We start from the raw sequence: 12,941 nt of genomic DNA, 5'->3' as shown, positions 1-12,941 counted from the left end.
GTTACCCCAACAACGAAGTTTCAGCAGTCCGCGCACCCAACCAGGTGCGCAATTCGGAAAAGTGCTCGATCGCCAGTCGCGGCTGGTATTGAAGCAGAGAGCCCAGCGCCTGCGCGCCATAGCCGACCGCCACTGAATCCATGCCGGCGTTACGCGCCATCAGCAAATCGAACGAAGCATCGCCAATCATCAGTGCCTTTTCGGGCCTGACACCACAATGCTGCAGAATTTCATTAAGCATCAGCGGATCGGGCTTGCTCGCGGTTTCATCCGCCGCACGCGTGGCATCAAAGTAGTCCTGCCAGCCATGGGCCTTGAGCACTCGATCCAGACCTCGCCGGGCTTTACCCGTGGCGACCGCCAGACGATAGCCCTCGGCACGGAAAGCCTCCAGCGATTCACGCACGCCTTCGAACAGCTTGGACGGCTCGATGTCCAGCGCCATGTAACGGTCGGCGTAGTGCTGACGAAAATCGATCAGGTCGTTGGCGGTGATGTCCGGATACAGTGTGCGAATCGCCTCCGGCAAACCCAGGCCGATGATGGCCTTGATCGCCTCGTCGTCCCGCACCGGGCGCCCGGCAAGGCGTGCGGCGGCTTGCATGGCGTCGATGATGCGACCGATGGAGTCGGACAGCGTGCCGTCCCAGTCGAAGATCAGCAGTTCGTAATCAGGGCGCAAGCAGTCGCTCCACGGTTTTGGCCCACATTTCGTCGACGGGCGCTTCAAGCTTCAGTTCGCCACCGTCGGGCAGCGGCACGGTCAGGGCGTATGCGTGGAGGAACAAACGCTTGCCACCCAGATCACGTATTTCGCGACTGAAATCCTCTTCGCCGTACTTGGGGTCACCGGCGATGCAGTGACCGGCGTGCAAGGCGTGCACGCGAATCTGATGGGTACGACCGGTGATGGGCCGGGCTTCGACCATGGTGGCGAAGTCTCCGAAGCGGCGCAAAACCTTGAACAGGGTGAGCGCTTCCTTGCCCTCATCGTTCACCTCGACCATGCGCTCGCCGGAACGCAGATTGCTCTTGAGCAACGGCGCGCGGACCTGCTTCTGTGCGGTCGGCCAGTTGCCACGGACCAGCGCCATGTACCGCTTGTCCACACCGTCGCCGCGCAACTGCTCGTGCAGGTGGCGCAACATGCTGCGCTTCTTGGCGATCATCAGCAGCCCGGAGGTGTCTCGGTCAAGGCGATGGACCAGCTCCAGTTCCTTGGCATCGGGGCGCAACTGACGAAAAGCTTCGATCACGCCAAAGCTCAACCCGCTGCCACCGTGAACCGCGATCCCGGCGGGCTTATTGAGAACGATAAGGCCTTTGTCTTCGTGGACAATGGCGGCCTCCAGGCGCTGCAGCAGCCCTTGGGCGACGGGCACGGGCTCGTCGCGCTCAGGCACTCGAACGGGTGGGACGCGCACGATGTCACCGGCCTGAAGCTTGTACTCGGGCTTGATCCGACCCTTGTTCACACGCACTTCGCCCTTGCGCAAAATGCGGTAAATCAAGGTCTTGGGGACGCCCTTGAGGTACGTGATCAGAAAGTTATCGATGCGTTGACCGGCAAGTTCCGGCGCAACCTCTACCAGCCGGACGCCGGGGGTTGGGGGGGTGATATTCGTCATGGCGCAAATCATAACAATTTTTTATGGATTTGAAGCACTTAATGATTGCTGCTATAGTCGCGAACGCCGCCAAAAGCGGCCTGGACAGCGGACAAACGGTATGACAACCGGCCCTGACCAACGCAATTCACGAGGGCGCGAGGCCGTCCTACGGGGCTTTCGGTGACAACGGAAGATCAGCAAGCGTAACGAGCGCAGGTGACATGAGGCCTGAAACAAGCCCGATCGCGGAGTGAGTCACTCGCCGTCGAGGCCCACGTTCAAGGCCAGTTCACAAAGTGCAGTCGCTGGCAGTCGCTCCGGGCGAACGTTTCGGAAACCATGCCTTATTTGAGCCATGACGCGCGACCTTCCCATGGAAGATTGCGATAAATGCAACCCGCTGCGGATTCAGCGCGCGGCAGCACCCGAATTATCAGGGATACGTGTGGGGTGGAGACGCACAACCGTCGGACTGTGTAGCAGAAGGCTTTATTCAAGACGCTTCATATCGTCCGCTACCGATGGTTGATTCCTCCTCCTGACAAAGCTTTTGCTGACAGGGTGTCATTTGTCACCACAGCAAGCAGGAACGTCGTCGCGACTCGGCCCCGCTGGCCGAACCTCGTTAGACACTGGAGTGTTCAAGCACTCCTGACGTGCCCTGACACCGACCGTGAGAAGTCGTGTGTGCCGAACGCCGTTTCCGGCAGCCCGGAAACCGACGGTACTACATGAAAAGAATGCTGATTAACGCAACTCAACCCGAAGAGTTGCGTGTTGCGCTGGTAGACGGCCAGCGCCTATACGACCTGGACATCGAGTCCGGGGCCCGCGAACAGAAGAAGGCCAACATCTATAAAGGCCGGATCACGCGTATCGAACCCAGCCTTGAAGCCGCGTTTGTCGACTTTGGCTCCGAGCGTCACGGCTTTCTGCCGCTGAAAGAAATCTCCCGCGAATACTTCAAGAAGTCCCCTGAAGGGCGCGTCAACATCAAGGACGTCCTGAGCGAAGGCCAGGAAGTCATCGTTCAGGTCGAGAAAGAAGAACGTGGCAACAAGGGCGCAGCCCTGACCACCTTCATCAGCCTCGCCGGCCGTTACCTGGTCCTGATGCCGAACAACCCGCGCGCCGGCGGCATTTCGCGTCGCATCGAAGGCGAAGAGCGCAACGAGCTGCGTGAAGCGCTGAACGGCCTGATCGCTCCTGCCGACATGGGTCTGATCGTTCGTACTGCCGGCCTTGGCCGCAGCAGCGAAGAAATGCAGTGGGACCTCGATTACCTGCTGCAGCTGTGGACCGCGATCAAAGAGGCCTCCCTCGACCGCTCCGCGCCGTTCCTGATCTATCAGGAAAGCAACGTCATCATCCGCGCCATCCGCGACTATCTGCGCCAGGACATCGGCGAAGTGCTGATCGACAGCGTCGAAGCACAGGAAGAAGCGCTGACGTTCATCCGTCAGGTGATGCCGCAGTACGCCAGCAAGATCAAGCTCTACGAAGACAGCGTTCCGCTGTTCAACCGCTTCCAGATCGAAAGCCAGATCGAAACCGCTTTCCAGCGCGTCGTCGAACTGCCTTCCGGTGGTTCCATCGTCATCGATCCAACCGAAGCACTGGTGTCCATCGACATCAACTCGGCGCGTGCCACCAAAGGCAGCGACATTGAAGAAACCGCCCTGCAGACCAACCTTGAAGCGGCTGAGGAAATCGCCCGTCAACTGCGTCTGCGTGACATCGGCGGCCTGATCGTCATCGACTTCATCGACATGACCCCGGCCAAGAACCAGCGCGCCGTGGAAGAGAAGGTCCGTGAAAGCCTCGAAGCCGACCGTGCCCGCGTTCAGGTCGGTCGCATTTCGCGCTTCGGCCTGCTGGAAATGTCCCGTCAGCGTCTGCGTCCTTCCCTGGGCGAGAGCAGCGGCATTGTCTGCCCGCGTTGCAACGGCACCGGCATCATCCGTGACGTTGAATCGCTTTCGCTGGCCATCCTGCGCCTGATCGAAGAAGAGGCGCTGAAAGACCGCACCGCTGAAGTGCGGGCTCAAGTGCCGATTCCGGTCGCAGCTTTCCTGCTCAATGAGAAACGCAACTCGATCACCAAGATCGAACTGCGCACCCGCGCTCGCATCATCATTCTGCCGAACGACCACCTCGAAACGCCGCACTTTGAAGTGCAGCGCCTGCGTGATGACAGTCCGGAAGCGCACAACCTGCAGACCAGCTACGAAATTGCTGCCGCTGCCGCCGAGGTTGAGGAAGTTGCACCGCCTGCAGCCGCGACCCGCACGCTGGTTCGCCAGGAAGCAGCCGTCAAGACCGCTCCGGCCCGCGCCAATGCGCCAGTTCCGGTAGAAGCCGCCGCGCCAGTCGCTGCTGCACCTGCACCGGCCGCCCATGAGCCAAGCCTGTTCAAAGGCCTGGTGAAATCCCTGGTCAGCCTGTTCGCGTCCAAGGAAGAACCTGCTCCGGCGCCTGCCGCCGTGGTCGAAAAACCGGCTGCCGAACGCCCTGCGCGCAACGATGAGCGCCGTAACGGCCGTCAGCAAAGCCGCAGCCGTAACGGTCGCCGTGACGAAGAACGCAAGCCGCGTGAAGAACGTGCGCCGCGTGCCGATCGCGAAGAACGCGCGCCTCGCGAAGAACGTGCCCCACGTGAAGAGCGCGCACCGCGCGAAGCCCGTGAAGACACCACCGCACCGCGTGAAGAACGCCCTGCCCGCGCCCCACGCGAAGAGCGTCAGCCACGTGCTCCTCGTGAAGACCGCAAGCCTCGTGAAGAGCGTGTGCGTGAACTGCGTGAGCCACTGGACGCTGCACCGGCAGTCAACCTGCCTGGCGAAGAGCGCCCTGAGCGCGCACCGCGTGAAGAGCGCCAGCCACGTCCACCGCGTGAAGAGCGTCAACCACGCGCTGAACTGGCTGCCGTTGCTGCCGAAGACGAAACCTTGTCGACCAGTGAAGAGCAGCAGGATGACAACCAGGAGCACGCCGAAGGCGATCGCCCTCGTCGTCGTTCACGCGGTCAGCGTCGTCGCAGCAACCGTCGCGAGCGTCAGCGTGATGCCAACGGCAATGAAATCGAGGGCAGCGAAGGCGCCGAAGGTTCAGAAGGCTCAGAAGGCTCAGAAGCAAATGACGGCGACGGCAGCGAGCTTGGTCAGGCGTCCCACGACGAAGTCCATGCGAACGCCGACCGCGGCGACGTTACCGCTGTTGCAAGCGTCGCGGCTGTTGCCGAGCGCGTGATCAGCGCCACTGCCGAAGCGGATGCCCATCGTCAGGCTGAACGTGCCACCGAAGCAGTACCGGTCGCTCAGGCCCACGAAGCAGCGCCTGAAGCCCCAGCCGTCGAGACCCCTGCGCCTGAAGCCAGACGCTCGGTCATGCCGGAAGTGGAAGTCGCAACATTCGACGCGTCGTTGAGCCCGTTCGAACGTCAGGTCAAAGCAGCCGCTGAAGCCGAGTCCACCGACTTGCCAGCAAGTGCCGAGACCCCGGTCGCTGATGAAGTGCCTGTGGCTGTCGACGTTCCAAATCCAGCGCCGGTCCGTGAAGTCGTTGAAGTGGCCGTTGCTGAGCCGGTTCACGTCGTTGAGCCTGTTCAGGCTGCCGAGCCTGCCAACGCTGCTGAGCCTGCCCAGGTTGCCGAACCTGCCCAGGTTACAGAGCCGGTGCAAGCCAAAGCGCCTGAGTTCGAAGCGCCGGTGGTGGTTGAGCCGACCGTTCAGCAGCCTGTAGCGACTGAAGCGGCCATCGAGCCGGTGATCGAATCGCCGGCTCAGACCGCAGCGCCGGAAATCGTCGCGGCGCCCGTTGCCGTCGAGCCGCCTCAGGCGCCGGTTGCAGAACCCGCCGTAGAAGAGAAGCCTGCGCAGCCGATGGCCAGCAATGGCCGTGCACCGAACGATCCTCGTGAAGTGCGCCGTCGTCGCCTGGAAGCCGAGCGTCAGCAGAAAGAGGCGCAAGCCTCGACTGCTGCGCCGCAGGCTGCAGAACGTGCCGAGCACGACGAGCCTAAACCGCTCGTTTAACGGCCGACACTAAAAAGCCCCACCTGTGAGAGCAGGTGGGGCTTTTTTATGCCTGGCCGTCAGGGCCAAGGTTGGCTGGAGGTGAAATCAGCGCGGCGGATAGACCAGCGCAGCGGGCACGTCCACATCCCACAACACACCCGGGTCATCGACCTCGATCTCGTTGATGCGCGCACCGTGGAACAGCCGCTTCGCGCCTTTCTCGCCGACAAGGGCCATGAGGGCCGGCCCGAAGGCACGGCCGAAGGCGACCGGGTGGCCATACCGTCCGCAGTGGACAGGTACGCTGATAGCGTCGTCCTCCACCGAGCGAACCACCCGTTGGAGTGTGTTGGCATCGATAAAGGGCATGTCGCCCAATGCGATCAACCAGCCGCGGTGGTCAGGCTCAGCTGAAACCGCAGCGGCGATGCTGTCGCCCATGCCGGGTGAATCCAGCACCACCACTTCGCAGCCTTGGCGCAGGCCCAGCTCGGCGACGCTGCAGTAGTCGGACCTTGTCAGCAAAACGGTTTTATCGACGACGGGGCTGACGTTGGCCAGCACCTGCTCGAGTACGGATCGTTCCGTGCCATCACGCCCGAGGCATTGCGCCAGAAGCTTGTTGCGGTGTTGACCCGCCACGGCTCGGTAACGGCTGCCCAGACCCGCCGCCAGCACGACGGCACACAGGGTTTCGCTCATGTTCACCCCTCATGGGTTACACGCTGACTGACGCCTGAGCCGGGGGAAGCCGCCCCGGTCAATAGAGGTTAGGTTCCATTTCCAGGGCAACACCGAAGCGCTCCAGGATGTCCGCCTGGATTCGCTGGGCGAGACCGAACAACTGCGTGCCCGACGCGTGACCGTAATTGACCAGCACGAGCGACTGCAGCGCGTGAACGCCGGCGTCGCCATCACGAAAGCCCTTCCAGCCCGCCTGCTCAATCAACCAGCCGGCGGCCAGCTTCACCTGGCCATCGGCCTGAGCGTAGCCGACCATGCCTGGATGATTGAGCTTGATGACGGCAGCGCGCTCGGCGGAGACCAAGGGATTTTTAAAAAAACTGCCTGCATTGCCGAGTGTCGCAGGGTCCGGCAGCTTCTCGCTGCGAATGGCGCAGATCGCTCGGCTTACGTGCATCGGAGAAGGGTCTTTGATTCCCTGCTCTTCCAGCCGCTGACGCACAGGCCCGTAATCGAGATGAAGGCTCGCTGAATAGCTGAGCTTGAAGCGAACGCGCAGGATCAGCCAGCGATTCGGCTGATGCTTGAACACGCTGTCCCGGTAGCCGAACTCGCAGTCGGCCAAGGCAAATTCCCTGAGCTCACCGCTGGCCCGATCCATCGCGGTGAGGCTGTGGAACACGTCCTTAAGCTCAACGCCGTAAGCGCCGATGTTTTGCATCGGCGCAGCGCCGACGGTGCCGGGGATCAGGCTGAGGTTTTCCAGCCCGGCCAGTCCCTGTGCCAGCGTGTCCTGGACGAAAAGGTGCCAGGGCTCGCCCGCCTCCGCTTCAACAATGGCGCCGCCGCAGTCTTCATGGGTCAAGCGCACACCCCGGCTGGCCATGCGCAACACCAGCGCATCGACATCACGGGTCAGCAGCAGATTACTGCCACCGCCGATGACCATCAGCGGCACGTCGTGACGGGTCGAATACACCAGCGCTTCGCGCACGTCGTCGTCGCTGAACGCCTCGGCAAAACGCCTGGCTCGTACCTCGACGCCGAACGTGTTGTACGGCTTGAGCGACACGTCATTCTGAACCTTCAGCGTCATGGTCTTATCCGCAAAAACAGGGGGAGGACTGCCAGACCCATGCTCATCAAGCCTCAAGCAGACGACGAACGCGTTCGAGGTCCTCGGCGGTGTCGACGCCGGCCGGTGGTGCTTCCAGTGCGTCGGCCACGTGAATGCGCACGCCATGCCAGAGGGCACGCAGCTGCTCGAGATTTTCGGTGTTTTCCAGCCAGCAAGGGCCCCAGCTGACGAAGTCGTGCAGGAACCCGGCGCGGTAGGCATAAATACCGATGTGGCGACGATACGGCACGCCTTCCGGCAGCTCGTCGCGGCTCTTCGCCAGGGCATCACGCGCCCAGGGCAATGGCGCGCGGCTGAACGTCAGCGCCAGACCATTGAGGTCGGAACAGACCTTCACCACGTTGGGATTGAACAGCGATGCCACGTCTTCTATCGGCTCGGCGAGGGTCGACATGCGCGCCTCGGGGTGAGCGGCAAGGTTATCGGCGACCTGATCGATCACGGCCGGCGGAATCATTGGCTCGTCGCCTTGCACATTGACCACAATGGCGTCGCTGGCCAGTCCCAGTTTGGCGGCGACCTCAGCCAGACGGTCGGTGCCGGAGTTGTGGTCATCGCGGGTCATCAGCACTTCGGCGCCGAACGCCTGACAGGCTTCCACAATGCGTGGATCATCCGTAGCAACCACCACACGCTCTGCGCTGCTCTTGCGGGCCTGTTCCCAGACGTGCTGGATCATCGGCTTGCCGGCAATGGTTTTCAGCGGCTTGCCCGGGAAGCGACTCGACCCGTAGCGCGCCGGAATGACAACGGTAAACGCTGCGGTCATTTGTCCAGACGCTCGTCGGTGGTGAGGGTGCGCGCTTCGCTTTCCAGCATCACCGGGATGCCGTCGCGGATCGGGTAGGCAAGGCCGGCGCCTTTGCTGATCAGCTCGGTTTTGTCGGCGCTGAGCTTGAGAGGACCCTTGCAGATCGGGCAGGCAAGAATGTCGAGCAATTTGGTGTCCATAAGAGATCCTGAGCGATTCATGGCAAAAGACGGGTTAACTGCGAATCGAACCAACTGACGAATGCCGACGAAGGCACTGCTTCCACGGCCAGGTACCACCAGTCGGGTGCGGCGAAGGACGCGCATTTGACGGCGTCCTTCTCGGTCATGACCACCGGCAGCGCCGGGGTGAACGACAGGGCCTGGGGACTGAATACGGCGTGGTCGGCGAACGCATGTGGAACAGGCCGCCAGTGTAGCCCTTCGAGGGTGTTGAAGAAACGTTGCGGATTACCGATGCCCGCCACCGCGTGGACCTGCTGGCCGGGCGGAAAATGATCGACCGGCCGGCGTTCACCGGTCAGCAGGTTGACCAGCGCCGAGGGCTTGAGCTGAAAGCCATAGCCGTCTTCGCGGTCCGTGGCGGCGCCGTTGTAGAGCAGCGCATCGACGCTGTGCAGTCGCTCGACCGGCTCGCGCAACGGGCCCGCCGGCAGACAGCGGCGATTGCCAAGCCCGCGAACGGCATCGATCAGCACCAGTTCAAGGTCGCGGCCGAGGCGATAGTGCTGCAGGCCGTCGTCCGAGAGAATCAGATCCAGGGGCTCCTCGGCCAGCAGGGCGCGCACGGCTTGCGAGCGATCCGGGTCGATCATCATGGGCACGCCGGTGCGATTGACGATCAGCAGCGGCTCATCGCCTGCATGCTCGGCAGACTGTTGCGGCAGTACGCGCCAGGGCAGGCTCGGCGGCGTGGCGCCGTAGCCCCGGCTGACCACACCGACGCGCAGCCCGCGCGCCCGGCAATGATCGATCATCCAGAGAATCAACGGCGTTTTGCCCGTCCCGCCGATGGTGATGTTGCCGACGACCACGACCGGAACGGGCGCTTTATAGATGCCGCCCTGCCCTGCGAGAAAATGCGCGCGCTTGCGGTTCACCACGCGTCGGTACAGGCATTCGAGCGGACGCAACAGCGCCAGCGCCGGATGGCCCGTGTACCAGGCGTCGAGCAGTCGGTCAGTGAATGCCATCAGTTAGCCGATGCGGCCTCGACGGTGGTCATGCTCAAGTGGGCAAAACCGAGTTTGCCGGCGGCGTCCATGGCGGTAATCACCGCCTGGTGCGGGGTCTTGCCGTCGGCGCTGATCGACAGCGGCAGACTGGTGTCGCCCTCGGACTCCTTCTGCAAGGCGTCCATCAGGGTTTCCAGCTTGCTGTCGCCCAGCAGGGTGCTGTTCACCGAGTAAACGCCATCGGCATTGATGGTGATGTCCAGGTGCTTTTTGTCGACATCATCGGCCGAGGCACCGGTCACCGCCTGCGGCAGGTCCACGCGCAGCTGGGTTTCCCGGGTGAACGTGGTGGTCACAACGAAGAACAGCAAAAGAATGAACACCACGTCGATCAGCGACACCAGATTGATGTCGATGGTCTCCCTGGGCTTGCGACGGCGGAATTTCACTTCTTCTTGCCCTCACCGCGCGCGGCGGCCTTGAGGTCAGGTTTGGCGTCGGTGAGGTCAACGTCACGGTCACCCTGCACGACTTCCACCAGCTTGATGGCTTCCTGTTCCATGCCCACGACCAGCTCATCGACCCGGCTTTGCAGGTAACGGTGGAAGAAGATCGCGGGGATCGCGACGGTCAGGCCCGAGGCCGTGCAGATCAGGGCCTTGCCGATACCGCCGGCGAGCATGCCGGCATTGCCGGTCATGCCACTGCTGGTGAACGAGCTGAAGATGTCGATCATGCCGAGGACGGTGCCCAGCAGCCCCAACAGCGGCGCCATGGCAGCGATAGTACCGAGGGTCGCCAGATAGCGCTCCAGATCGTGAATCACGCGAGCGGCCGCTTCTTCGATGCACTCTTTCATGATCTCCCGACCATGACGCGAATTGGCGAGACCGGCGGCGAGGATTTCACCCAGGGGCGAATCGGCGCGCAGTTCCTTGAGCTTCTCGGCGCTCAGCTGTTTGTCCTGAATCCAGCGCCACACCTGACCGAGCAGGTGCGGCGGCGTGATGCGACTGGCGCGCAGGGTCCAGAGGCGTTCAATGATGATTCCGACGGCGGCGATGGAACTCAAAATGATCGGCAGCATCATCCAGCCACCTGATTTGACCAGCTCCCACACAGCGACCACCCCCCTCAAAAAAGTGGCGCCACTCTAACATAGCGTCGGCGCCTCGCCGAACGTGTCGATGAATAACTAGCATTCCCGTCAGCCGTCAGTCGCGCCAGAAGCGTCGCGTCTCACGTTCGGCACGGGCAGCATCCCGGGCCCCCAATTGCACGGTGATGGCGCCCAGTTCTGCACTGTCGTGGATCTGCATGCCGGACCACGCATACCGCGACACGACCAGCGGGTGGGGATGACCGAACGCATTGTTGCGGCCTCGGGAGATCAGCACGCCACGCGCACCGACCGCGCGCAGAAACGCCCGGGACGACGAGCTGCGACTGCCATGGTGGGGGGATTGCAGCCAGTCGGCGCTCACGTCGAACCCGTCGTCGAGCATCGCACGTTCCGCTGCCACGTCGATGTCCCCGGTGAGCAACAGCCGCTCGCCGTTGGCCTCGACGCTGAGCACGCACGAAGCCTGATTGCCTTCGGCGGCGTGCTCCCATATCCAGGTGGCGAAAGTGACTTCATCCCACGTCCATGTTTCCCCATTACGGCAGGACTCGGCTGACAGTTCTGCAGGCATGCGCCCTACGTCGCCTGTCAGCACGCGCGCAACGGGCATGCCCTTGCGAATGGCAGCGGCGCCACCGGCATGGTCGGCATCCGCGTGGCTGAGCAGCAGCGTGTCCAGCCGACTGATGCCGGCACGCCGGATCGCCGGCAAGACCACGCGCTCGCCAATGTCGAAATCACCAAAGCGCGGTCCGGCGTCGTACAGCAAGGCGTGGTCATGCGTGCGCAACAGCACGGCCAGGCCCTGTCCCACGTCCAGTTGCAGCACTTCAACTTGGCCAACAGGCACGGTTTTCTGCGGCGGGAAGATGCACAGCAACAGCAAAGGCCAACCCAACGGGCGCATCGGCAGGCCGTTAGGCAGCAATAGGAGCAATGCGCCGATCAGGCTCAACGGCCAGACCCACATCGGCACGTGCGGGCCGGTCCATGCAGGGGCGAGATCGGCCATGAACGTCAGCCACCGGAACAAGCCGTCCATCAAGCCGCCGGCCAGCCATAGCAAGCTTTCGCCGACAGGCGCTATTCCCAGAAACAGCGTGCCGAGCAATGCCAGCGGCAAGATCAACAGGCTCACCCAGGGCACGGCCAGCAGGTTGACGGCCGGGCCGCTGACACTGACCGGCAGGTTCAGCGCCAGCAGCACCGGCAACAGCCCCACCGCGATCAGCCATTGCGCGCGGCTCCAGCTTTGCAGCCAGCGCCATCGCCCCAGGCGACCACTGAAAATCAGCATCAAGATCGCAACCGCCAGAAACGACAGCCAGAACCCAGGGCGCAACGTGATCAGCGGCTCGGCAATCAGCACCAGATTCAGCGCCAGCAGCAATGGCCACGTGGCGCCCAGATGCCGGAAACGCAGACGCCAGAGCAGCACCAGCCCCAACATGATGCAGGCCCGTTGCACTGGCACTTCAAAACCCGCCAACAGGCCATACGCCAGCGCACCCATGAAAGCCGTGATACAGGCCGATGGCAGCCACGGCAGAAACGGCGGCCACGCGCCCCATCGCGCCAATCCGGCGATCAGTCCATAGAGCAAACCCGCGAGTAAGCCGATGTGCGTCCCGGAGATCACCAGCAAGTGAACGGTGCCGGTGTCCTGCAGGACTTGCCAATCGGCAGTGCTCAACCCGGAATCGTCACCGAGGACCAGCGCCGCCAGCCCGCCCTGCCGGCCCTGCGCATCCACGCTCAGCAGGCGCTGGCGGATGCTGTCGCGCCAGTTGCCGCGGGCCGGCTCCAGCAGCTGGCCGTCCACCACGGTGCCGGTGGCGCCAATGCGCTGGGCCAGCAGCCAAGCCTGGTAATCGAACGCGCCGGGATTGACCAGCCCGCCCGGGCGCTTGAGCTTGACCGCCAGACGCCAGCGCTCACCACTGCTGATTTGCGGGCCACCGTACCAACCGACGCGGATCTGTTCGGGCAGCCGGGCACGCCGTGAAACGGGCGCGTCCAGCTGGAAGCGAACCACCCCGTCGATTGTCTGCGGCAGCCCGACGACGCGGCCTTCCAGCCAGAGCGTCTGACCGTCAAGGCGCTCGCTCAGCCGGTCGTCCAGCGCCGATGATGACGAAACGCAGGCCCACGTCAGGCCGAACAGGTAAAACGCCAGGGGGTAGGAGCGAAACGGCAGCAGCATCAGCGCCACCACGGGCATGGCGAGCCACAACCAGACCGGCGGCAAGACCGGCAAAAAACGCAACGTCAGCAATCCGAGTGCGAGCGCGAGCATTCCTGTGCGCATGGGGCTTTCCTTGTCTGCGGGCGAAATCGACTTCCATGGCTTAGCTGATGCGCCGGCCCGCGCGCTTATTAATTGTCACAAAGTCTGAATTTGCGTTTGCGACTATCCGTGCATAC

At 62.9% G+C, this 12,941-nt stretch carries 11 protein-coding genes; 1 reads left to right on the top strand and 10 read right to left on the bottom strand.

The features are described from left to right. Position 1: 1 nt before the first annotated feature. Positions 2 to 682, bottom strand: a complete 681-nt coding sequence (locus VF672_RS12185; RefSeq protein ID WP_331104842.1) for an HAD-IA family hydrolase — start codon at positions 680 to 682, stop codon at positions 2 to 4. Beyond that, positions 672 to 1,628: a 23S rRNA pseudouridine(955/2504/2580) synthase RluC gene (gene rluC, locus VF672_RS12180; protein WP_331104841.1), complete on the bottom strand. Its 957-nt coding sequence runs from the start codon at positions 1,626 to 1,628 to the stop codon at positions 672 to 674. The genes VF672_RS12185 and rluC overlap by 11 nt, the downstream gene beginning before the upstream one ends. Positions 1,629 to 2,341: 713 nt before the next feature. On the opposite strand from rluC, the gene rne reads away from it, so the two are divergent. Beyond that, positions 2,342 to 5,644, top strand: coding sequence for a ribonuclease E (gene rne, locus VF672_RS12175; protein ID WP_331104840.1), 3,303 nt, complete (start codon positions 2,342 to 2,344; stop codon positions 5,642 to 5,644). 87 nt (positions 5,645 to 5,731) lie between these two features. Here rne and VF672_RS12170 read toward each other — a convergent pair whose 3' ends face one another. From VF672_RS12170 to VF672_RS12135, 8 genes are all read right to left on the bottom strand, one after another. Then, entirely contained in the window at positions 5,732 to 6,328 is a 597-nt protein-coding gene (locus VF672_RS12170; RefSeq protein ID WP_331104839.1) for a nucleotidyltransferase family protein, read from the bottom strand. A 58-nt stretch (positions 6,329 to 6,386) separates the two neighbouring features. Beyond that, a complete protein-coding gene (murB, locus tag VF672_RS12165) occupies positions 6,387 to 7,406 on the bottom strand; it encodes a UDP-N-acetylmuramate dehydrogenase (protein ID WP_331104838.1) in 1,020 nt (339 codons plus the stop codon). 46 nt (positions 7,407 to 7,452) lie between these two features. Continuing rightward, positions 7,453 to 8,217: a 3-deoxy-manno-octulosonate cytidylyltransferase gene (gene kdsB, locus VF672_RS12160; RefSeq protein WP_331104837.1), complete on the bottom strand. Its 765-nt coding sequence runs from the start codon at positions 8,215 to 8,217 to the stop codon at positions 7,453 to 7,455. Next, positions 8,214 to 8,399 (bottom strand): Trm112 family protein, encoded by a 186-nt coding sequence (locus VF672_RS12155; RefSeq protein WP_003174668.1) that lies wholly within the window; start codon positions 8,397 to 8,399, stop codon positions 8,214 to 8,216. Before VF672_RS12155 ends, kdsB begins: the two co-directional genes overlap by 4 nt. Positions 8,400 to 8,416: 17 nt before the next feature. After that, positions 8,417 to 9,412 carry a tetraacyldisaccharide 4'-kinase gene (lpxK, locus tag VF672_RS12150; RefSeq protein ID WP_331104836.1) on the bottom strand — a complete coding sequence of 332 codons (996 nt, stop codon included), beginning with the start codon at positions 9,410 to 9,412 and terminating at the stop codon, positions 8,417 to 8,419. Further along, positions 9,412 to 9,843 (bottom strand): biopolymer transporter ExbD, encoded by a 432-nt coding sequence (locus VF672_RS12145; RefSeq protein WP_331104835.1) that lies wholly within the window; start codon positions 9,841 to 9,843, stop codon positions 9,412 to 9,414. Before VF672_RS12145 ends, lpxK begins: the two co-directional genes overlap by 1 nt. Continuing rightward, positions 9,840 to 10,514 (bottom strand): MotA/TolQ/ExbB proton channel family protein, encoded by a 675-nt coding sequence (locus tag VF672_RS12140; RefSeq protein ID WP_037013163.1) that lies wholly within the window; start codon positions 10,512 to 10,514, stop codon positions 9,840 to 9,842. The genes VF672_RS12145 and VF672_RS12140 overlap by 4 nt, the downstream gene beginning before the upstream one ends. A 94-nt stretch (positions 10,515 to 10,608) precedes the next feature. Then, on the bottom strand, positions 10,609 to 12,825 hold the full coding sequence (locus tag VF672_RS12135) for a DNA internalization-related competence protein ComEC/Rec2 (protein WP_331104834.1): 2,217 nt from the start codon (positions 12,823 to 12,825) through the stop codon (positions 10,609 to 10,611). Between the last annotated feature and the right edge of the window lie 116 nt (positions 12,826 to 12,941).

It is taken from the genome of Pseudomonas sp., from assembly GCF_036387035.1.
Lineage (GTDB): Bacteria > Pseudomonadota > Gammaproteobacteria > Pseudomonadales > Pseudomonadaceae > Aquipseudomonas.
Note: the sequence above shows the minus strand (reverse complement) of the source record. Positions and strands in the feature narration are given on the sequence as shown.